Genomic DNA, 22,005 nt, shown 5'->3' with positions numbered 1-22,005 from the left:
CAGGGCGGGCAGGTTTGGGTGTGCTTCTTTTCGCTCTTTTATTCGTAGCATTAGGTCCTAGTGAAAACTGCGCATGCCCCACTTTTCTGCACCCTGAATTTGCTTCTGTTTTTGATGCTTCCAGCCCAGTCCGAAAGCGCGGCTCCATTCATCAGGCCGCGCAATCCGTCTGCCGCTTTGAAGCCTTGAGCCGCTCCGCCAGTAAATGGCGCGCCAGGCTTTTTTCAATGGGCAGCGGCTCGCCATGAAGCCAGCAGGCGGCCACCTCGGCGCCGAGAACCGAGAGGGCAATGCCGCGCGCGCCCAGGCCCGCATAGACCCAGGGCGCTTCAAAGGCGGGAGCGGGCGCTTCGGGCGCTTCAAACGCTTCGGACGTCTGCCAGAAGGCGGGAGCCAGCGGGCCGATGAAAGGCAGGCGGTCGGGCGCGGCGCAGCGCACGGCGGCAAAGCGCCTGGCCTGGGGCCACTGCGCCTGCAAGCGGGCGGCGGCAGCGGGCAGCAGTTCGGCAAGGCGCTGCCAGTTGGCGGCGTGGCCCTCGTCGGTCGGGGTGGCGCTGGCACTGCCACGCTCGAAGGTGCTGCCCGTGACCCAGATGCCTGCGGCATCGGGAATGAAGTTGCCGTGGCCATTGACGGGAAAAGGCGGCAGCGCGCCTTCGGCCGCGCCCACCGCCAGGTCTGCGGCATGCCCCCAGGCCGCCTGCCCGCGCAGGGCCGTCAGGGGCACGGCGGCGGCTTGCGGAAAAGAGGCGGCCAGCAGGGCGCGGGTGTCAAAGCCTGCGGCGATGACGGCCAGATCAGCTTCGGCCAGCAGTTCGCCCTGCTCGTTCAGCGCCTGCCAGCCATGCGGCGCGCGGCGGATGCGGGCCACGCGCTGGCCGCCGCGCCATTCAATGCCCGGCGCGGCCAGCTGCGCGGCGATGAGCGCGGGCGGGCGAATCCAGCCCGCATGGGTGTGCCAGAGGGCTTCAGAAAGGTCTTGGGCGGGCGCTCCGGCAGGCGCGCCGGCCAGGCCCGCCTGCGCCAGCTGCGCGGCGCTGGCGGGAGCCGCGCCGGGGTTGGCCGGATCGTCTGGGCCAAGGAAAGCGGCCCAGCTTTCGGGCAGGCGGCGGTCTTGCGCGGCGTGGCGCTCCAGCACGCCGCTGACGGCCCAGCTCGCGCCTTCACCATCGGGCAGCAGGCAGGCGGTGCGGGCCAGGGTGGCGCGCACGCCCGCGCGCGTGAGGCGCGAGAGGAGACAGTCATCCGGCGACACATGCGCTGCGGCCACGCCCGCTGGCAGGCCGCTTGCGCCATCGGCAGGCTGCGCGCCCGCGCCCAGAACGGCCACTTGCCAGCCCCGCGCGGCCAGGCTGCCCGCCAGGCTGGCGGCGGCCAGCCCCGCGCCCACGATGAAGCAGCGCGCGGGCACAGCGGCATGCGGCATGGGAGCGGCCATGCGGTCCGCCACGCGCGGGCGCGGCCGCCATTGCGGGGCGTAGTGGCAAAAGCCATCAGCGGCCTCTTGCATGCCGCAGGCGCGCAGGGCTTGTTGCAGCCCTGGTTGAGCGGCGTTTTCCAGCCAGAGGCCCGCTTGCGGCTGGCACAGCGGCGGCAGCTTGGGCAGCAGGGCGGGCCAGCCGTGGCCCAGCAGCGCCAGGCCATGCGCCGCGCCGTGCAGCTCGGCCAGCGCATCCGCCGCCGCGCCCAGCGCCAGCAGCAGGCGGTCGCCGCCGCCCAGATCCAGCGCATGCAGGCCCGGCAGCAGGCCATGCCATTGCGGCGCCAGGCGGTGCAGCAGCGGGGCGATGGCCGCGCCGCCTGCCTCCCGCACCTGCGCCAGCGCCGGAGCGGCAGGCAGCACGGCGGTTAGCGTCAGGCGCGAAGGACATTCCGGCAGGCGGCGCGCGGCGGGCAGCAAGGCCAGCAGGCGGGCCAGAGCGCGCGCGCCGCCGGCGGCATCGCCTGCGGGCAGGGCCGCCAGCAAATGCCAGTGCGGCGCCTGCCCAAAGAAGCGGGCCGCGTGGGCCGGCAGGGCGGACAAGGAAACTTCGGAAGCGGATTCGGACATGGAGCGGCGGAGAAGGCAGAGAAGGCGGAAATGAACGCGGTCACTTCAAAAAAGAGAGCTGCCCGCGCTGGCTGCGCCAAGGCTTGCGGGCGATTCTGGTAGCAGCCCGCAGGCCGGCGCTTGATGAAGCGCAAGGCCTTCACGCATATACCCCACGCATATAATCGGCGGCTGTTTCAGCACACTTGGCCGCCCAGCGCAATTTTCCCGTTGTCGATCCCCGCCGCATCATCCGAAAGCCCGTCAAGGGCTTTTTTTGAATCTGGCCTGGGCGTCTGCTGTGCCCATTCAACGGAGAAAACCCAGTGCTAGCCTCCCTTCAGGCGAAATTCCCCCCAGCCCTTCTTGCGCTTGCCGACGGCACGGTGTTCACCGGCCAGGCCATTGGCGCAGCCGGCATGACCGTGGGCGAAGTGGTGTTCAACACCGCCATGACCGGTTATCAGGAAATCCTCACCGACCCCAGCTACTGCCAGCAGATCGTCACCCTGACGTATCCGCACATTGGCAATTACGGCGTGAACGCCGAAGACGTGGAAGGCGCCCGCGTGCAGGCCGCCGGTCTGGTGATCAAAGACTTGCCGCTGCTGGCCAGCAATTTCCGCAGCAGCGAAACGCTGCCGCAATACCTGGCGCGCCAGGGCACGGTTGCCATTGCAGGCCTTGACACGCGCAAGCTCACCCGCCTGCTGCGCACCCAGGGCGCGCAAAACGGCGCCGTGCTGGCGCTGGCCCCCGGCGAAAGCCTGAGCGCCGAACATGCGCAAAAGGCGCTGGCCGCCGCCCGCAGCGCCCCCAGCATGGCCGGGCTGGATTTGGCCCAAAAAGTCAGCGCCGCCAAGCCTTACGGCTGGACGCAAACCGAATGGCAGCCCGGCAGCGGCTACGGCACGCAGCAGGAGCCGCAGTTCAGCGTGGTGGCCTATGACTTCGGCGTGAAATACAACATCTTGCGCATGCTGGCCGCGCGCGGCTGCAAGGTGACGGTGGTGCCCGCGCAAACGCCCGCCGCCGAAGTGCTGGCCATGAAGCCGGATGGCGTTTTCCTCTCCAACGGCCCGGGCGACCCGCAGCCGTGCGACTACGCCATTGCCGCCACGCGCGAAATCGTTGAAGCGGGCGTGCCCGCCTTTGGCATTTGCCTGGGGCACCAGCTCATGGCGCTGGCTTTTGGCGCGCGCACCTTCAAGATGAAATTCGGCCATCACGGCGCAAATCACCCCGTGAAAGACCTGCAAACGGGCCGCGTGATCATCACCAGCCAAAACCACGGCTTCGCAGTGGATGCCGCCACGCTGCCCGCCAATTTGCGCGCCACCCATATCAGCCTGTTTGACGGCACTTTGCAGGGGCTGGAGCGCACCGACCGGCCCGCTTTCTGCTTTCAGGGCCACCCCGAAGCCTCACCCGGCCCGCACGACTGCGCCTATTTGTTTGACCGCTTCACGGCCAGCATGCGGCAGGCGCGCCAGGCGGCGGCCTGAACGCCCGGTTTTCATCCACCATCCCAAGGGAGTCACAACAACATGAAGCTCTACCCCTTCCCTCAGGCCCCGCTTGAAAAAGCCATTGCCAAGCGCATGCTCACGCTGCCTTCACCCTACAAGGAATGGTTTTCCGAACGCTGGGCGCAAAAGCCCTACAAAAAGTCCTTCATCGAGCACAAGGCCATGCCCCTGATCACCTTGCTGGCCAAAGGCAAGAGCTGGACAGACGAGGAATTCAACGCCGAGCTGGCCGCCTGGACGGTGAAGTTCTACGAAGCCGAAGCCCAGGTGCTGCGCCCGCTGGTGGAAGGCGACGGCCTGCTGCAACTGATGCAGAAAAACATGCCCGCCGAACGCGCCAAGGCGCTGCTGGAAAAGCTCACGCGCGATTTGCACGAGTAACGCGGACAAGCGCAAAGGGCGCTGCGGCGCCCTTTGCTTTGCCTGCCACGGATGCGCGGCCCCGCTGCCGGAAACCCAACACGACCCAGCCCACTTCTATCAAATGCCCAAAAGAACCGACCTCAAAAGCATCCTCATCATCGGCGCAGGCCCCATCGTCATCGGGCAGGCGTGCGAGTTCGACTACTCCGGCGTGCAGGCGTGCAAGGCGCTGCGCGAGGAGGGCTACCGCGTCATCCTCATCAACAGCAACCCCGCCACCATCATGACCGACCCGGCCACGGCCGATGTGACCTACATCGAGCCGATTACCTGGCAGACGGTGGAAAAAATCATCGACAAGGAGCGCCCCGACGCCATCCTGCCCACGATGGGCGGGCAAACGGCGCTCAACTGCGCGCTGGATTTGTGGCGCAACGGCGTGCTGCACAAATACAAGTGCGAGCTGATCGGCGCCACGCCCGAGGCCATCGACAAGGCCGAAGACCGCCTGAAGTTCAAGGACGCCATGACGCGCATCGGCCTTGAATCGGCGCGCAGCGGCATCGCCCACAGCATGGCCGAAGCGTGGGAAGTGCAAAAAAGCGTAGGCTTTCCCACCATCATCCGCCCCAGCTTCACGCTGGGCGGCACGGGCGGCGGCGTGGCCTACAACCCCGAAGAGTTTGAAACCATCGCCAAACGCGGGCTGGAAGCCTCGCCCACCAGCGAGCTGCTCATTGAAGAGTCGCTGCTGGGCTGGAAAGAGTTCGAGATGGAAGTGGTGCGCGACAAGGCGGACAACTGCATCATCATCTGCTCCATCGAAAACCTCGATCCGATGGGCGTGCACACCGGCGACAGCATCACCGTCGCCCCCGCGCAAACGCTCACCGACAAGGAATACCAGCGCATGCGCGACGCCAGCATTGCCGTGCTGCGCGAAATCGGTGTGGACACGGGCGGCTCCAACGTGCAGTTCGCCCTCAATCCCAAAGACGGCCGCATGATCGTCATCGAGATGAACCCGCGCGTCTCGCGCTCTTCGGCGCTGGCCTCCAAAGCCACGGGCTTTCCCATCGCCAAAGTCGCCGCCAAGCTGGCCGTGGGCTACACGCTCGACGAGCTGAAAAACGAAATCACCGGCGGCGCCACGCCCGCCAGCTTCGAGCCGGCGATCGACTACGTCGTCACCAAAATCCCGCGCTTTGCCTTCGAGAAATTCCCGCAGGCCGACCGCCACCTGACCACGCAAATGAAAAGCGTGGGCGAAGTCATGGCCATTGGCCGCACCTTCCAGGAGTCTTTCCAGAAAGCCCTGCGCGGCCTGGAAGTGGGCGTGGACGGCATGAACGAAAAAACCAAAGACCGCGAAACGCTGGAAAAAGAGCTGGGCGAACCCGGCCCGGAGCGCATCTGGTTCGTGGGCGACGCCTTCGCCGCCGGCTGGACGCTGGATGAAGTGCACCAGCTCACCAAAATCGACAAATGGTTCCTCGTGCAAATCGAGCAAATCGTGCGCATCGAGCTGGACATCGACCGCCTCGTGGCCGAAAAAGGCCAGGCCGCCCTCGCCTCGCTGGACGCCGCCGCCATGCGCGCCCTCAAGCAAAAAGGCTTTTCCGACCGGCGCCTGGCCAAGCTCCTGCACTCGGATGAGCACGCCGTGCGCGCGCGCCGCCACGCGCTGGGCGTGCGCCCTGTTTACAAGCGCGTGGACACCTGCGCCGCCGAATTCGCCACCCACACGGCCTACCTGTATTCCACCTACGAAGAAGAATGCGAGGCCGAACCCACCAGCCGCAAAAAAATCATGGTTCTCGGCGGCGGCCCCAACCGCATCGGCCAGGGCATTGAATTCGACTACTGCTGCGTGCACGCCGCGCTGGCCATGCGCGAAGACGGCTACGAGACCATCATGGTCAATTGCAACCCCGAAACCGTCTCCACCGACTACGACACCTCCGACCGCCTCTACTTCGAGCCGCTCACGCTCGAAGACGTGCTGGAAATCGTGGACAAGGAAAAACCCGCCGGCGTCATCGTGCAATACGGCGGACAAACCCCGCTCAAACTGGCGCTGGGCCTGGAAAAAGCGGGCGTGCCCATCATCGGCACCACGCCCGACATGATCGACGCCGCCGAAGACCGCGAGCGCTTCCAGCAGCTGCTCCAGCAGCTCGGCCTGCGCCAGCCCTCCAACGCCACCGCCCGCACCGAAAGCGAAGCGCTGGAAAAAGCCGACGCCCTGGGCTACCCGCTCGTCGTGCGCCCCAGCTACGTGCTGGGCGGCCGCGCCATGGAAATCGTCTATGAACAGCGCGACCTGGAGCGCTACATGCGCGAAGCCGTCAAAGTCAGCAACGACTCGCCCGTGCTGCTCGACCGCTTCCTCTCCGACGCCATCGAATGCGACGTGGACGCCGTGCGCGACGCCGCCGGCCAGGTGCTCATCGGCGGCGTCATGGAACACATCGAACAGGCCGGCGTGCACTCCGGCGACTCCGCCTGCTCGCTGCCGCCCTACTACCTGAGCGCCGCCACCGTGGAAGAACTCAAGCGCCAGACCCGCGCCATGGCCCAGGCCCTGCATGTGGTTGGCCTGATGAACGTGCAATTTGCCATCCAGCAGCAAAAAACCGAAGACGGCAGCCTGCGCGACGTCATCTACGTGCTCGAAGTCAACCCCCGCGCCAGCCGCACCGTGCCCTTTGTCAGCAAAGCCACCGGCGTCTCCCTGGCCAAAGTGGCCGCACGCTGCATGGCCGGACAAAGCCTGGCGCAGCAGGGCCTGACGCGCGAAATCACGCCGCCCTACTTCAGCGTCAAGGAAGCCGTCTTCCCCTTCGCCAAATTCCCCGGCGTCGATCCCATCCTCGGCCCCGAAATGAAATCCACCGGCGAAGTCATGGGCGTGGGCAAAACCTTCGGCGAAGCCTACGTCAAGGCCCAAATCGGCGCGGGCGAGCGCCTGCCGCGCGCGCACGGCGAACAGGGCGCGCCAGCAAGCGCCCCCGGCAAAGTCTTCCTCACCGTCAAAAACCACGACAAACCGCAAGCCGTACAAATCGCCCGCGCCCTGCACGAAATGGGCTTTGCCCTCATCGCCACGCGCGGCACCGCCGCCGCCATTGAAGCCGCTGGCCTGCCCTGCGAAACCGTGAACAAGGTGACCGAAGGCCGCCCGCACGTCGTCGATGCCATCAAAAACGGCGAAATCGTCATGGTCATCAACACCGTGGAAGAGCGCCGCAACGCCATTGCCGACAGCCGCGCCATCCGCACCAGCGCCTTGCAGGCGCGCCTGACCACCTTCACCACCATCGCCGGCGCCGAAGCCGTGGTCGAAGGCATGAAATTCATGGACAAGCTCGGCGTCATCTCCGTGCAGGAAATGCACGCGCAACTGGCCTGAGCCGCGCCATCTCCTCCCGCACACAAGGGCTGCTGGCCGCAAGGCCGCAGCCCTTTTTTGCTCTGTAATAAATAGCATGAGGTCCTAGTGAAACCTGCGCAGAACGGCTTTTTAACCCCATCAAATTTGCTCCTGTTTTTGCTTCGTTCTGGCTGACGGTGCGAACGCTGCTGACCCCGCCTTTGGGCGGCTGGCGCCTGCTGCCTCTGTAACATTCGTTTCTTTGACTGCCGTCTCGCGCGCCTTGCCATGACCTCGCCCACGCCTTCTTCTTCTGCCGCCCTTTCCGCCCCTTTGCCCGCGCTGGAGCGCATCCGCGCCGATGTGCAGGCCATGCACGCCTACCTGGTTCAGTCTTCCGAAGGGCTGCTGAAGCTGGACGCCATGGAAAACCCCTACGGCTTGCCGCCTGAATTGCAGCAGGCGCTGGGCGAGCGGCTGGGGCGCGTGGCCATCAACCGTTATCCGGGCACGCGCTTCAATGACCTGAAAGCGGCCCTGGCCCGCCACGCACGCCTGCCCGAGGGCTGGGCGCTGATGCTGGGCAATGGTTCGGATGAGCTGATCACCCTGCTGGCGCTGTGCTGCTCGCGGCAGGACGGCGAGCAGCCCGCCGCCATGCTGGCGCCCATGCCCAGCTTCGTGATGTACCCGCTGGCGGCGCACCTGCATCACATGGACTTTCACGCCGTGCCGCTGCGGCCCGACTTTCAGCTGGATGAAGCGGCCATGCTCGCCGCCATTGAATCGCTGCGCCCCGCGCTGCTGTGGCTGTCGCACCCCAACAACCCCACGGGCACGCTGTGGGACGAGGCAGCGATGGCCCGCCTGATCGAGGCGCAGGGCCGCGCAGGCGGCATTGCGGTCATTGACGAGGCGTACCAGCCCTTTGCCGCGCGCACCTGGCTGGACGCCGCGCGCCAGCGCCCCGCCGAGCACGCGCATGTGCTGGTGATGCGCACCTTGAGCAAATTCGGCCTGGCCGGCGTTCGCGTGGGCTATCTGATGGGCGATGAGCGCCTGATCAGCCAGATTGACAAAGCCCGCCCGCCCTACAACCTGGGCAGCCTGAACATTGAGTGCGCGCTGTTTGCGCTGGAGCATGCCGGCGTGTTTGACGAGCAGGCGCGGCTGATTCGCCAGGAGCGCGAGCGCCTGCAAGCCAGCCTGCACCGGCTGCCCGGCACGCGCCCTTACTCCAGCGAGGGCAACATGGTGCTGCTGCGCGTGGCCCCTGAGGGCGCGCCCGCCAGCGAGGCCGCCGCCTTCGCCCGCTGCGTGTTCGAGGGCATGAAGGCGCGCGGCGTGCTGGTGCGCGATGTGTCTGCCATGCACCCCATGCTGGCGGGCTGCCTGCGCCTGACAGTGGGCAGCGCCAGCGACAACGCGCGGATGCTCGCTGCCCTCACGGCCGCGCTGGCTGACGCCCTGAATGCGGCCATTCAGCCTGCCTGAATGAATGCAAAACTGAATGAAAGCGCGGCAGGATCGTCAACATGCCATCAAGCAGGCAATATCTCGATTTTGTGCTGGACCAATTATCGGAAGCCGAAGGCATCAGCCACCGGGCCATGATGGGAGAGTACATTATTTACTGCCGGGGAAAGGTTATCGGCGGCATTTACGATAACCGGTTTCTCGTCAAGCCGGCGAAATCGGCGCAATCGCTCATGCCCAATGCGCCGCGTGAAAAACCTTACCCGGGCGCAAAAGCCATGCTGCTGGTGCAGGAGCTTGAAAACCGGCCCTTTCTGGCCCGGCTGGCAGCCGCCCTGCATGATGAATTGCCTGCGCCCAAGGCAAAATCCAAAAAAGAAAACCACCTGCCGCTGAAAACGCAAGCCCGTCAAAATGGAGCGCCGTCAAAATAAATTTCTGCCTGAATATTTTGACCGGCATTTTTCAATAATCTGAATCACGATGAGATCATGAATACTGCCCGCACCGCCGAAATTACCCGCCACACCGCCGAAACCCGCATTGCCGTGCGCCTGAATCTGGACGGCACGGGCCGCGCCAGGCTGGCCACCGGCATCGGCTTTTTTGACCACATGCTTGATCAAATCGCCCGCCACGGCCTGATTGATCTGGACGTGGACTGCGTGGGTGATTTGCACATTGACGGTCACCACACCGTGGAAGACGTGGGCATCGCCATCGGCCAGGCGCTCAAGGCCGCCGTGGGCGACAAGCGCGGCATTGCCCGCTACGGCCATGCCTACGTGCCGCTGGACGAAGCCTTGAGCCGCGTAGTCATCGACCTTTCAGGCCGCCCTGGTCTTTTCGCCCACCTGCCGCTCACCAGTGCAATGGTGGGCCAGTTCGACACGCAGCTGGTGCGCGAGTTTTTCCAGGCCCTGGCCAATCACGCCTTCATCACCCTGCACATCGACAACCTGCGCGGCGACAACGCCCACCACCAGATCGAAACCGTGTTCAAGGCTTTTGGCCGCGCCCTGCGCATGGCCGTGGCCCCTGACCCTCGCGCGGCAGGCAGCGTGCCTTCCACCAAGGGCAGCCTGTGAGGCCAGCCTTGCGCGCGGCTATCCGGCGCTCCTTGCGTCATTGATGCAGGGCACCCGACATGGAGCCAGACAGCGCGCGTTCCGTCCGGCTTCCGCCTTGCCATTCAAGTCCTTCGCCTTTTCTCCTTGAAATCGAATTCCACAAAAGCGGTGGCAAAGAAGCTGAATGCCAGAATGGTTTGCAAAAAATGACGGCCAACAAACTTCACAAACAAAACAGCCATAAACGAAACATATATATTGCAAGGAATAAATATTACGTATAACCTTCGGCCTGCCCGAATGTCAGGGTTTTCATCAAGGAGCAGGCCATGAACGGAATATCCAGCACTGCCTCCCGCAGCAGCCTTCAATCCCTGCCCGATGCGCCCCAGCCGCAACCCACCGGCGCAGCCAGCCCGCAGCCAGCCTCCAGCCCCTCCACGCCCGGCAACAGCCAAACGCTCACGCGAATGGCGCGCGATGCCCGCCCGCCCCTGGCAGGCCAGCAGCAAGCCGCAGCGGCAAACGCCAAAGGCGCGGCAATCGGCGCCTCCCAGCTCAACATTGACGACAAAGGCCACGTCCAGCATGAAAGAGTGCTGCTGAAAACGGCGGCAGGGCGCGAAACCATCAGCCCGAAGATTGAGCGCGGAGAAATGCCAGAGGTGAATGGGCTGATCGTCCACCAGACCCAGTCTTCTTCTGTCAATTCCACCTTGAACAGCTACGCACAGGACGGGGCCAATGGCGCGCACTTTCTGATTGACAAGGACGGAACCATTTATCAGACGGCTTCGCTGAAGCGGAAAACAAACCATGTGGGGCCACTTAGAAGCCGCTGCGCACAAGAAAAGAGTTGCTCGCCTGAAGAAACGAAGCTGAATGAAAAACACAACCCTACAAAAGAAAACCAGCGGGAAAGCAAGAAACCAGCGGGGGAGCGCTTCCCCTCCAATAGCGACTCCATTGGAATTGAACTGGTAGGCATGGCTTACAAGGCCAAAAGTCATCAGGAAACCCGTAATCCGGATGGCAGTTTCAACTTCCTGATTACCACCACCACAGACGGGAAGACGCTGAAATATGAAAATCTGTCGGCTGATGTTGCAAGTCAAATGCGGAAAGAAATCAAGGAAAGTAAGAATGGGGACGATTATTCCGTGTTTGAGCAAGTCACAAACCAGCAGAATGAGTCCCTCCAATGGCTGACGCAGCAGCTACGCAGAGAATATTCAATACCAGAGTCGGAAGTTTTTGCTCATCCAACGGTTTCCCGTAAAACAGGTTCGGAAGCGCTGACGGCTCGATGGAGATAAATCATCATGAATTTCAAATGGCTAGTCTGCCTGCCTTTCATTCTGACGCCTAGCGCTTTGTCCTTGGCCCAAGAAATGCCTGTTCATGATGCCTGCGTAGATATATTGGAAGAGGACTTTGCAGACGACACGATCACGCTATGCCCCTCGTCACTGCCGCCCATCAAGACCATTCAGGTGGAACGTTATAGTGAGAGCAAAAAGGGAATAGGGGAGCCGGATTGCAATACATTTCATCCGGACGCCGCTACGGTGCGGCGCTATTTTTCAAAAGCGTGGCAAATCAACGGCCAGGACTGGATGCATAAGCTAACCATGATTTCATGCAGCGCTTCTGGCTCCATGACGCTGGAAGATGGGCGCAAAGCGCGCTGGGGAATTAGACCCAGCCGCGCGGCTCTCATCAGAATTGATGGAGGAGACTACCAGGAATACTTCTTCTTTTGCTCGAAAGCGGATTGCGGTTTCTCACCATTCTGGTGAGAGGCGGCCATTTCAACAATTGCCTTCATGCGCAGTGCATGAAGGCAATTTGTTTTGGAGACGATGACACGCATAAGCCCCAATACCCCGCCAGAAATCCGCGCAATGAATATTCAATACCAGAATCGGAAGTCTTCGCTCATCCAACAGTTTCCCGCAAAACAGGTTCGGAAGCGCTGACAGCTCAATGGAGATAAACCGTCATGAATTTCAAATGGCTAGTCTGCCTGCCTTTCATTCTGACGTCTGGCGTCATGTCTTTGGCCCAAGAGATGCCTGTTCATGATGCCTGCGTGGATATATTGGAAGAGGATTTCGCAGACGATACGATCACGCTATGCCCCTCGTCAATGTCGCCTATCAAGACCATTCATGTGGAAGGCAGCCGTGGTGATGCAAAAGCGCAAGAGCCAGACTGCAATACATTCAGGCCAGATGCCGCCACAGTGCGGCGCTATTTCTCAAAAGCGCAGCAAATCAGCAAACGAGACTGGATGCATAAGCTCACTTGGATTACATGCGAGGCTTCTGGCTCAATGACGCTGCAAGATGGACGCAAAGCGCGCTGGGGCCTTAGCCCCAACCGCTCGGCACTCGTCAGTATTGAAGAAAAACCATACCAGAAATTCTTCTTCTTTTGCTCGAAAGCGGATTGCGGTTTCCCGCCATTCTGGTAACAAGCGGCCATTTCAACAATCGCCTTCATGTGGCGCGTGAAGGCGATTTTTATTGGGATAATGGGGCCCAAATTTGCATATACAGACCATGCAGATTGACTTCTCTTTTTGATGTGCCATGACCTCTACTTCCGTCGCTATTGTTGATTACGGCATGGGCAATCTGCGCTCCGTGGCGCAAGCCGTGCTGCATGCTGCACAGGGCCTGCCCGTGAGCGTGGCCGTTACCAGCCAGCCGCAGGCCGTGCGCGATGCCGCGCGCGTCATCCTCCCCGGCCAGGGAGCCATGGGCGACTGCATGGCCGCCCTGCGAGCCAGCGGCTTGCAGGAAGCCGTGCTGCAAGCTGCTGCCAGCAAACCGCTTCTGGGCATTTGCGTGGGCATGCAAATGCTGTTGGAGCACAGTGCCGAAGGCCACACCGCTGCTGGCACGCCAGGGCTGGCGCTGTTGCCGGGTGAAGTGCTGAAATTCGACTTCGCGGGCCGCCGCGCGCCTGACGGCAGCGCCTACAAAGTGCCGCAGATGGGCTGGAACCGCGTGCGCCCCTGCACGCATTCAGGCGTCCGGCACCCGCTCTGGGAAGGCGTGCGCAACCCGCCCGCGCCGGGCGAGGGCAGGGCCGCCGGGGCCGAAGAAGCGGATGGCGGCGACCCGTGGTTCTACTTCGTTCACAGCTACTACGCCTGCTGTGCCCGCGCCGAAGACGTAGCGGGCCAGACCGAATATGGCGGCCTGCGCTTTGCCAGCGCCATCGCGCGCGGCAACCTGTTCGCCACGCAGTTCCACCCCGAAAAAAGCGCGGAACAGGGCTTGCGCCTGTTTCGCAATTTCCTGCGCTGGAATCCGTGAAGGCCGCGAGGGCGGCGCTCATTCAGCAGCGCGCCCGGAAAACGGGCGAGTAAATGACTACGCCTGCCCGCATTGCGCAGGGCATCTCGCGCCTTTCAGCATCCACATCCAGCGGGCCTCTGGAGCCGGGACTGCCAAGAATAAACACTGGTTTTTCAGGTATTTTCTATCAGGTTTGCGGCGATGCTTCCTTGATTTTTTTTGAATGGACTGCGGATTTTCGGGTCATAGGCATGTCTTTGCAGGATTCTCCAAATAAGCAGACAAACTTTCCGGCCTGAAATCCGCAGCAATATTCTGAAAATATCCATGAAGTATTCCGGCTTGGTATTTCATGGGGCGGCAACGCCCGCCGCACCCATGACTGGGCAAGCCCTGAACGGCCAGAAGCCCCCCCAGTGCCAGCTGCGATAAAGTCAGTCGCCGCCGCCATTGGAGGCCAAGACGGCCGCGCCAATGGCAGGCCAAACCGGTGGCGGCGGCCGGCGCCGAAATCCGTGAAAGTGCAGACGCCCATTCAACGCCTTATTCGCTTTCATTCACCCCGTTCATTCAACCCGCTCAGGAGATTCAACATGGAAAACAATGCGCTCATTCAATACGGCTCCACGCAAGACAGCCGCACTTTTCACGCCGTGCGCCAAACCGAGCAAATCTGCGCATGGACGGTGCTGGGCATTGGCGGCTTTTTGCTGCTCGTGCTCATTGCCAATGTGCTCAGCTCGTTTTTCAAACATGGCATAGGCGAGGCCATTTTGGCGCTGCTGCTTGTGGGCGTGGTGCTGTGCCTGGTCTTTGTGGGCGTCACCAAGCTGCTGGAGCTGCTGGTTTTCAAGCCCTGGAAGGCCGTGCGCTACAGCGCCTGCGCCAAGCGCATGGCCGCCGAGGCGCAGCAAAACGGCCTGCGCCCTGTCGCCGCCCATCAGTGGACGTGGCCGCAGCCCGGCGTGCTGGCGCTGGACAGGCAGAACAACGCGCTGTTCGCCTGTGTCTGGGGCAACGGCTACGAGCGCTTGCTGCTTTCGCCGCGCGAAGTCATTGGCGTGAAGGTGGAGCGAGAGTCTGAAATCCATACCGATACGAAGCATGGCGGCAGCTTCGCCATCTTTTCCTCCGGCGGCTGGGGCTACCAGTTCGGCAGCCGCTCCAAGTCCAAGTCCGTCACCATCGAGCGCGCTTTTTTGGAGATTCACTACCAGCGCGAAGGCGCGGCCGCACCCGGGTGGGTGGCCGTTCCTTATGGCGAGGAGCGCCGCGAGGCCGATTCAATGGCCGTGGCCATCCAGCAATGGCAGCGGCAATAAGCCAGGCTGCCGGCCATTGGCGCGTTTCTTGCAGGAAAACACTCATTGCGCCCGCTGACGCGCGCGCCAGAATGCACCGGTTTTCTCTTCTTTCCCAGCAGCATCCATGCTTCTCATCCCCGCAATTGATCTGAAAGACGGCCACTGCGTGCGCCTCAAGCAAGGCGACATGGCCCAGGCCACCACCTTCAGCGAAGCGCCCGCCGACATGGCCGCGCACTGGCTGGAGCAAGGCGCGCGCCGCCTGCATCTGGTTGATTTGAATGGCGCCTTTGCCGGCAAGCCGCAGAACATGGCGGCCATTCGCGCCATCTTGCGGCAAGTGGCGGGCCAGGCGCCCGTGCAGCTGGGCGGCGGCATCCGCGATCTGGACACCATTGAAAAGTACCTGGACGCGGGCATCAGCCACGTCATCATCGGCACCGCCGCCGTCAAAAACCCCGGTTTTCTGAAAGACGCCTGCGCCGCGTTTGACAGCCACATCATCGTGGGCCTGGACGCGCGCGAGGGCAAAGTGGCCACCGACGGCTGGAGCCGCGCCACGCACCACGAAGTGACCGATCTGGCGCGCAAGTTCCAGGACTGGGGTGTGCAAAGCATCATCTACACCGACATAGGCCGCGACGGCATGCTCACCGGCATCAACATCGAGGCCACCGTGCGCCTGGCGCAGGCGCTTTCCATTCCCGTCATCGCCTCCGGCGGCCTGTCTTCAATGAGCGACATCGAACAGCTCTGCGCTGTGCAGGGCGAAGGCATTGAAGGCGTGATTTGCGGCCGCGCCATCTACAGCGGCGCGCTGGACTTTGCCGCCGCGCAGGCCCGCGCCGACGCGCTGTGCGCCAGCGCGGACAAGCCAGCGAGCGGCGCGGCCCGCGCGTGAGAGCCTGCTCGCAGCCCAGCCTTCATGCGCCGGGTTTAGGTTCAGCGCCTCATTTAGCTCCGCTTTTCATAGCGTGAGGTCCTAGTGAAACCAGCGCAGGGCAGCTTTTCGATACCCCTGAATTTGCTCCTGTTTCTGCTGTTTCATGGTGCTTGCCAGAAGCTGGCTGCCGCCTGCCGCCAAGGGTAAAACGCCCGTGCGGGCCAAGTTGTCCGCTTCTTGATCCTCCAGATAACCTGTTCACACCCCGTTCGCAGACGCCAGAAGCGCAAACTCGGGCGATCTGCGGCCTTGCAAGCCCTCGCCGGGCTGCAAATTGAATGCAAGTGAGCTGTGCGTGAAGCACAAGCCCGTTTACACCTTGCTGCTCCATCCTGATGCGCCGCCTCTGGCGGTCAGACTTTGCGGCCAGATGCTGAACAGGTTCCGGTTAAGGCGGGCTGTCAGTCCGCGCGGCCATGGCGGGCAAGAAGGCCGTGTCCGCTTCAGGCCCGAGGCCGCAAGCCCAGCCAGCGCCAGACCTCCAGCATGGCCAAAGCCAGCGATCTGGCCGCCCTTCATCTTTGTTGTCCCTTTCACCGCCATGTCTGAAGCACACCGCAATGCCCTCGTTTTGTTTTCCGGCGGGCAGGACTCCGCCACCTGCCTGGCCTACGCCCTCACGCGCTACGAGCGCGTGGAAACCATCGGCTTTGACTACGGCCAGCGCCATCGCGTGGAGCTGACGCAGCGGCTGGCCGTGCTTGCTGCGCTGCGCCAGCGCTTTGCGGCCTGGAGCGGGCGGCTGGGAGAGGACCACGTGCTCGATTTGCCCGTGCTCGGCCAGATCAGCGACACCGCCATGACGCGCGACATCGCCATCGAAACACAAGCCGGCGGCATGCTCAACACCTTTGTGCCTGGCCGCAATTTGCTGTTTCTCACCCTGGCGGCGGCGCTGGCCTGGCGGCGCGGCCTGAGCGTCATCGTCACCGGCGTGTGCGAAACCGATTTTTCCGGCTACCCCGATTGCCGCGACGACACCATGAAAGCCCTGCAAGTGGCGCTCACCCTCGGCATGGACCGCCGCTACGTCATCGACACCCCGCTCATGTGGCTGGACAAGGCCGCAACCTGGCAGCTCGCACACGATTTGGGCCAGCAGGCCGACCCCGCAGGCGGCGGCGCAGACCTGGTGCGTCTGATTACCGAGCACACCCACACCTGCTACCTGGGCGACCGCACCCATCGCCACCCCTGGGGCTGGGGCTGCGGCCACTGCCCCGCCTGCGAGCTGCGCGCCCGGGGCTGGGCGAAATACAGCCAGCCGCGCTCAAGCAGCTGATCGCACCTGGCTCGTAGTCGGACTATGAACAGCTTCCAGGGCCATCTTTAGCTCCTGAAAGCAAAGCTGGACGTGTCTTGACTGATGGCCTGCCCCAAGGTTCAGGCACCAGGAAAGCAGAAAAAGGCTTTTTCCGCTTCTTTATCAATAGCATGGTGTCTTGGCGGAATGTGCGCCAATGCCGTTTCAATGCGCCTTGAATCCGCTCCTCTTTTTAATGCGCTGGTTTGCGGCGGACTGTCTCGATGCCGCCTAGAATCTGGCTGATTCAACCAGTTGGGCCAGGCCGTGCGCTTGGCCTGTTTTTTCGCAAGGAGACCCCACATGACTGCCGCCATGCCGGCCGCGAGCGCGGCCACTGTGGGCTTGTTTGAGGCCAAGACCCGTTTGTCCGAATACGTCGCCCGCGCCGAGCGGGGCGAAGAAGTCATCATCACCCGGCACAACAAGCCCGTGGCCCGCATCGTGCCCATGACGGCTGAAGCGCCCGCGCGGCCCGTGCCGCGTTTTGTGCAGCGCACGTTCCATATGGGACTGCCACAGCAGCCAGACGCCGGGCAGCCAGGCAAGCTGGCAGGCGAGCTGGACGTGCAGGCATTTTTGGCGCTGGACGCCCGGCTCAATGCCGAGTGGCAAGCGCAGCAAAAACAGCCGCCGCGCCGTTCTGGCCGCTCCAGGCATGCGGCGCAGCAGCCCGCCGCCAGCGCAGATGCCGCAAGCAAAGCCGCCGCAGATTGAGACCGCGCCGTGAAGCTGCCTGATACCAATGTGCTGGTTTACAGCGTCAATGCCAGCAGCCCCCAGCATGCGGCGGCCACGGTCTGGCTGGAGCAGGCGTTTGCCAGCCAGGCCGTGGCCTTTGCCTGGAATGCGCTGATTGGCTTTGTGCGCATTGCCACGCATCCGCGCGTGATGCCTGCGCCTTTGTCGGTGGCCGAGGCCACAGGCGTGGTGGACGAGTGGCTGGCGCATCCGCATGCCGTGCTGGCGCAGCCCGGCGCCCGCCATGCCGATTTGTTTTTCAAGCTCTTGCTGCAATGCGGCGCGGGCGGCAACCTGACCAATGACGCCCACCTGGCCGCGCTGGCCATCGAGCACGAAGCCGCCGTGGGCACGTTTGACGCCGATTTCCTCCAGTTCAGGGGCGTGCAAGTGGATTTGCTGCGCCCTGATTCTTTTCCTTCACAACAACCATGACGACCCATTCAGTCCCCCACATGTCCGTGGCGCAAATCCGCCAGACTTTTCTCGACTTTTTCGCCGCGCGCGGGCACACCATCGTGCCTTCTTCGCCGCTGGTGCCCGCCAATGACCCCACGCTCATGTTCACCAACAGCGGCATGGTGCAGTTCAAGGATGTGTTTCTGGGCGCCGACAAGCGCCCCTACAACCGCGCCACCAGCGTGCAAGCCTGCCTGCGCGCGGGCGGCAAGCACAACGATCTGGAAAACGTGGGCTACACCGCGCGCCACCACACTTTTTTCGAGATGCTGGGCAACTGGAGCTTTGGCGACTATTTCAAGAAAGAAAGCCTGCAATGGGGCTGGGAGCTGCTCACGCAGGTTTACAAGCTGCCGCCCGAGCGCCTGCTGGCCACCGTCTATCACGAAGACGACGAGGCGTATGACATCTGGACGAAAGTCATCGGCCTGCCGTCCGAGCGCGTGATTCGCATCGGCGACAACAAGGGCGGCAAATACAAGAGCGACAACTTCTGGATGATGGCCGACACCGGCCCTTGCGGCCCCAGCAGCGAAATCTTCTACGACCACGGCCCTGACGTGCCCGGCGGCCCTCCCGGCAGCCCCGATGAAGACGGCGACCGCTTCATTGAAATCTGGAACCACGTGTTCATGCAGTTTGAAATGCATGAAGACGGCAGCGTCACCCGCCTGCCCGCGCCCTGCGTGGATACCGGCATGGGGCTGGAGCGCCTGGCCGCCATCTTGCAAGGCGTGCACAGCAATTACGAGATTGATTTGTTTCAGGCGCTCATCCGCGCCGCCGCGCGCGAAGTGGGCGTGCCCTTCAGCATGGACGTGCCCAGCCTGAAGGTGATTGCCGACCACATCCGCGCCTGCTCTTTTCTCATTGCCGACGGCGTCATTCCCGGCAACGAAGGGCGCGGTTATGTGCTGCGCCGCATCATCCGCCGCGCCATCCGCCACGGCTACAAGCTGGGGCAAAAGCAGCCGTTTTTCTACAAGCTCGTGCCTGATCTGGCGCGCGAAATGGGCAGCGCCTATCCCCAAATCAAAGAGCAGCAAACCCGCATCATGCAAACCCTGCGCGACGAAGAAACGCGCTTTGGGCAAACGCTGGAAACGGGCCTGGCGCTGTTTGATGACGTGCTCTCGGGCATGAAATTCCTCAAGCTCGCCAGCTTGCTGCCGCTGGAAGGACAAGGCCAGCCGCTGATGTTGAAAACCGCCGAAGGCGTGGAGTTCTCCGCCGCCGTGCGCCCTGACGGGCACAAAAAGCAGGTGGTGTTGCGTCCCAGGCAGCCCGGCCGCCTGAACGAAGTCATCTCCTTCGATCTGGAAGACGTGCTCACCCGCCAGCCGCCCGAAGAAGGCAAGCCCTACGGCCTGGCGCTGGAGGATTACCTGCAAGCCAATCTGGCGGGCAGCAAGCTCATCATCCCCGGCGAGCACATCTTCAAGCTCTACGACACCTACGGCTTCCCGTATGACCTGACGGCTGACATGGCCCGCGAGCTGGGCATCGAGCTGGACGCTGACGGCTTTGAGCGCGAAATGCAGGCCCAGCGCGCCCGCGCACGCGCCGCCGGCAAGTTCAAGATGGACAAGCTGCTCGACTATGAAGGCCCAGCGGGCCTGTTCACCGGCTACGACGAAATGGCCCATGCCGCCTGCCGCGTCACCGCCCTGTATGCCGACGGGCAAAGCGTGGGCGAACTCAAGGCGGGCCAGGCTGGCGTGGTCGTGCTGGACGCCACGCCCTTTTACGCCGAAAGCGGCGGCCAGGTGGGCGATGCCGGCCTGCTCACCGCCCCCGGCGTGGTGTTTGAAGTGGCCGACACGCAAAAAATCAAGGCTGGCGTGCACGGCCACCACGGCGCGCTCACGCAAGGCGCGCTCAAGGTGGGCGACGCCGTGCAGGCGCAAGTGGACACGCAGCGCCGCCAGGCCACCATGCGCAACCACAGCGTCACCCACCTCATGCACAAGGCCCTGCGCGAAGTGCTCGGCAGCCATGTGCAGCAAAAAGGCTCGCTCGTCGATGCCGACAAAACCCGCTTTGACTTCACGCACGGCGCGCCCGTCACGCCCGAAGAAATCGCCGAAATCGAACGCCGCGTGAACGCCGAAATCCTGGCCAACACCGCCACGCAAGCGTGCGTGATGGACATCGACAGCGCCCGCGAAACCGGCGCCATGATGCTTTTTGGCGAGAAATACGGCGACACCGTGCGCGTGCTCGACATCGGCGCCAGCCGCGAGCTGTGCGGCGGCACCCACGTGGCCCGCACCGGCGACATTGGCCTGTTCAAAATCGTCATGGAAAGCGGCGTGGCCGCCGGCATCCGCCGCGTGGAAGCCATCACGGGCCTGAACGCCCTGAACTGGGCGCAAGCCACCGAAAACGCCGTGCAATCGGCCGCCGCCGCCCTGCACGCCCCCGCTGCCGACCTGCAAGGCCGCCTGCGCCAGACGCTCGATCACATCAAAACGCTGGAAAAAGAAGTGGCCCAGCTCAAAGGGCGCCTGGCCAGCGCCCAGGGCGGCGAACTGGCCAGCCAGGCCGTCAGCGTTCATGGCGTGCAGGTGCTCGCCGCCCGCCTTGATGGCGCAGACGCCCAAACCCTGCGCGAGACGATGGACAAGCTCAAAGACAAGCTCAAAACCGCCGCCATCGTGCTGGCCGCCACATCCGAAGGCAAAGTGCAGCTGGCCGCAGGCGTCACGCCCGACACCGTGGGCCGCATCAAGGCGGGTGAACTCGTGAACTTCGTCGCCCAGCAAGTAGGCGGCAAAGGCGGCGGCAAGCCCGACATGGCCATGGCCGGCGGCACGAACGCCGCCGCGCTGCCCCAGGCTCTGCAAAGCGTGCAAGGCTGGGTGGCTGCCAAACTGGCCTGAGAGCCTGCTCGCATCGTGGGAGCGAAAAGCGCGGCCTCGGGCGCGGCTTGCGGCGTTGCGGCTCATCCCAATCCGCTCTTTCGCCCCTCACGTTCAAATCATGAACAGGTTTTGAAAGCCAGCGCCCGGGGCTGCCAGGCCCGGGCGGCAAGAGAACGGCCAGAAAGGGAAGCCAAAAGAAAAAGCCCAAAAGGAGCCAAAACAATGAGCAAAGGCCGGCGTCGATCGGGTTTTTGCGAGATCACGATTGACACGCCTTGCGCTTGCAATGGCTCTATCAGCCATTGAACATCAAACGCTTTGTCTGCCAGCGCCAGCAGCGCCCCAAACTTTTGGTTCCGGATCAGTTCTTGGTCTCCTTTGCTGGCATGGCATCAGAGCGAACTTGAGCAGATTGCCGGCGCATCGCACAAGGCCCGTATCCTGCCGGGTGAGTGGCCTATGGCCTGGCTTTGAGTTCCGCGCCCGGGCCGTGACGGTGCACTTTCACGGTCGTGGCATCGGCCATGGCGCATTGCATATGGCGTATTGCATATCCGGCTGGTCGCTGACGGCATCAAAGAGTTTTTGCCAGATATGGCCTTGCCCCGTCGCGAAAGCGCTTGAAGACGGAGTTGCATTTGCCAAATTCTTCAGGCCAATCGCGCCAGGGTCTGCCTGTGCACACGATCCACGGCACGGCCTCTGCAAATCAAGCGCTTATTCGCGCCTCTTGGCCCTGCATCGCCAGGCGTGCCCAGGCAGTTCGGGGTCATTAGCGCTCACTGCTTGTCGCTTGATACTCATCTTTCCATGGCGGGATTGCAGCCATAAGAGGTGATTTTCAACAATCCCTAGTGGAAAGTGCGCAAAACGGCATTTCATACCCCCTGAATTTGCTCCTGCTCTGCCGAAGCCATTACCCGCCCTTGCTCGGGCTTACAACGGAGCCATCACCCTGCTGCCCCCGTGTTGCCTAACGATCAATTCTGGTTTGAAAACTTCCGCATGGGCATCTTCCCGAATCTGTTTGCAGACGGTCAGTTTCCCAAAGATGCTGCCATTCTGAACCATTTTTTGCGCCAAATCACGCCCAACACCGGCGCGTATGATTTGGGCGTGGTATCTGATGCCGTTGCCGCCGTGTTTGACCGCATTGGCGAAGACGTGTTGATTATCCACTCACAAGGCGGCGGCCCAGGTTGGCAGACCGTGCTGAAAAAATCCTGAAAAGAGAAAACCGTAG

The 22,005-nt window shown here is 62.9% G+C and carries 20 protein-coding genes; 18 read left to right on the top strand and 2 right to left on the bottom strand.

What is annotated here, in order from left to right; genetic code table 11:
- Positions 1-151 precede the first annotated feature (151 nt).
- A complete protein-coding gene (mnmC, locus tag ADJ79_RS02430) occupies positions 152-2,050 on the bottom strand; it encodes an FAD-dependent 5-carboxymethylaminomethyl-2-thiouridine(34) oxidoreductase MnmC (RefSeq protein ID WP_050714632.1) in 1,899 nt (632 codons plus the stop codon).
- A 305-nt stretch (positions 2,051-2,355) separates the two neighbouring features.
- Between mnmC and carA the strand changes: the two genes are divergently transcribed.
- The 17 genes from carA (at position 2,356) to alaS (ending at position 20,780) form a co-directional block, all read left to right on the top strand.
- Positions 2,356-3,534 carry a glutamine-hydrolyzing carbamoyl-phosphate synthase small subunit gene (carA, locus tag ADJ79_RS02425; RefSeq protein ID WP_050714631.1) on the top strand — a complete coding sequence of 393 codons (1,179 nt, stop codon included), beginning with the start codon at positions 2,356-2,358 and terminating at the stop codon, positions 3,532-3,534.
- 42 nt (positions 3,535-3,576) lie between these two features.
- On the top strand, positions 3,577-3,939 hold the full coding sequence (locus ADJ79_RS02420; RefSeq protein ID WP_050714630.1) for a hypothetical protein: 363 nt from the start codon (positions 3,577-3,579) through the stop codon (positions 3,937-3,939).
- Positions 3,940-4,042: 103 nt separating this feature from the next.
- Entirely contained in the window at positions 4,043-7,333 is a 3,291-nt protein-coding gene (gene carB, locus ADJ79_RS02415) for a carbamoyl-phosphate synthase large subunit (RefSeq protein ID WP_050714629.1), read from the top strand.
- Between the two features lie 249 nt (positions 7,334-7,582).
- Positions 7,583-8,788 (top strand): histidinol-phosphate transaminase, encoded by a 1,206-nt coding sequence (locus ADJ79_RS02410; RefSeq protein ID WP_050714628.1) that lies wholly within the window; start codon positions 7,583-7,585, stop codon positions 8,786-8,788.
- Positions 8,789-8,829: 41 nt separating this feature from the next.
- Positions 8,830-9,204: a TfoX/Sxy family protein gene (locus ADJ79_RS02405; protein ID WP_050714627.1), complete on the top strand. Its 375-nt coding sequence runs from the start codon at positions 8,830-8,832 to the stop codon at positions 9,202-9,204.
- 57 nt (positions 9,205-9,261) lie between these two features.
- Complete coding sequence (gene hisB, locus ADJ79_RS02400; protein ID WP_050714626.1) at positions 9,262-9,858, top strand: imidazoleglycerol-phosphate dehydratase HisB; 597 nt, start codon at positions 9,262-9,264, stop codon at positions 9,856-9,858.
- Positions 9,859-10,169: 311 nt separating this feature from the next.
- Positions 10,170-11,156 (top strand): N-acetylmuramoyl-L-alanine amidase, encoded by a 987-nt coding sequence (locus tag ADJ79_RS02395; protein WP_050714625.1) that lies wholly within the window; start codon positions 10,170-10,172, stop codon positions 11,154-11,156.
- A gap of 6 nt (positions 11,157-11,162) precedes the next feature.
- Positions 11,163-11,639, top strand: a complete 477-nt coding sequence (locus ADJ79_RS02390) for a hypothetical protein (protein ID WP_156303977.1) — start codon at positions 11,163-11,165, stop codon at positions 11,637-11,639.
- Positions 11,640-11,842: 203 nt separating this feature from the next.
- The gene (locus ADJ79_RS13855) at positions 11,843-12,316 is read left to right on the top strand and encodes a hypothetical protein (protein WP_156303976.1); all 474 of its coding nucleotides are present in this window, start codon (positions 11,843-11,845) and stop codon (positions 12,314-12,316) included.
- A 118-nt stretch (positions 12,317-12,434) separates the two neighbouring features.
- A complete protein-coding gene (locus tag ADJ79_RS02385; protein ID WP_050714623.1) occupies positions 12,435-13,166 on the top strand; it encodes an imidazole glycerol phosphate synthase subunit HisH in 732 nt (243 codons plus the stop codon).
- Positions 13,167-13,219: 53 nt separating this feature from the next.
- A complete protein-coding gene (locus ADJ79_RS13850; RefSeq protein WP_156303975.1) occupies positions 13,220-13,447 on the top strand; it encodes a hypothetical protein in 228 nt (75 codons plus the stop codon).
- A 294-nt stretch (positions 13,448-13,741) separates the two neighbouring features.
- On the top strand, positions 13,742-14,470 hold the full coding sequence (locus tag ADJ79_RS02380) for a hypothetical protein (protein ID WP_050714622.1): 729 nt from the start codon (positions 13,742-13,744) through the stop codon (positions 14,468-14,470).
- Between the two features lie 106 nt (positions 14,471-14,576).
- Entirely contained in the window at positions 14,577-15,353 is a 777-nt protein-coding gene (gene hisA, locus ADJ79_RS02375; RefSeq protein WP_050714621.1) for a 1-(5-phosphoribosyl)-5-[(5-phosphoribosylamino)methylideneamino]imidazole-4-carboxamide isomerase, read from the top strand.
- A 583-nt stretch (positions 15,354-15,936) separates the two neighbouring features.
- A complete protein-coding gene (gene queC, locus ADJ79_RS02370) occupies positions 15,937-16,677 on the top strand; it encodes a 7-cyano-7-deazaguanine synthase QueC (RefSeq protein WP_050714620.1) in 741 nt (246 codons plus the stop codon).
- Positions 16,678-17,001: 324 nt separating this feature from the next.
- Complete coding sequence (locus tag ADJ79_RS02365) at positions 17,002-17,415, top strand: type II toxin-antitoxin system Phd/YefM family antitoxin (protein WP_050714619.1); 414 nt, start codon at positions 17,002-17,004, stop codon at positions 17,413-17,415.
- Between the two features lie 9 nt (positions 17,416-17,424).
- Complete coding sequence (locus ADJ79_RS02360) at positions 17,425-17,874, top strand: TA system VapC family ribonuclease toxin (protein WP_050714618.1); 450 nt, start codon at positions 17,425-17,427, stop codon at positions 17,872-17,874.
- A gap of 20 nt (positions 17,875-17,894) precedes the next feature.
- Positions 17,895-20,780, top strand: coding sequence for an alanine--tRNA ligase (alaS, locus tag ADJ79_RS02355; RefSeq protein ID WP_050714617.1), 2,886 nt, complete (start codon positions 17,895-17,897; stop codon positions 20,778-20,780).
- Between the two features lie 556 nt (positions 20,781-21,336).
- Here alaS and ADJ79_RS15660 read toward each other — a convergent pair.
- Positions 21,337-21,459, bottom strand: a complete 123-nt coding sequence (locus ADJ79_RS15660; protein WP_082202829.1) for a transposase — start codon at positions 21,457-21,459, stop codon at positions 21,337-21,339.
- Positions 21,460-21,767: 308 nt separating this feature from the next.
- On the opposite strand from ADJ79_RS15660, the gene ADJ79_RS15105 reads away from it, so the two are divergent.
- Positions 21,768-21,989, top strand: coding sequence for a hypothetical protein (locus ADJ79_RS15105; protein WP_216597143.1), 222 nt, complete (start codon positions 21,768-21,770; stop codon positions 21,987-21,989).
- Positions 21,990-22,005 lie beyond the last annotated feature (16 nt).

It is taken from the genome of Ottowia sp. oral taxon 894 (genome assembly GCF_001262075.1).
Classification (GTDB): Bacteria; Pseudomonadota; Gammaproteobacteria; order Burkholderiales; family Burkholderiaceae_C; genus Ottowia; species Ottowia massiliensis.
Note: the sequence above shows the minus strand (reverse complement) of the source record. Positions and strands in the feature narration are given on the sequence as shown.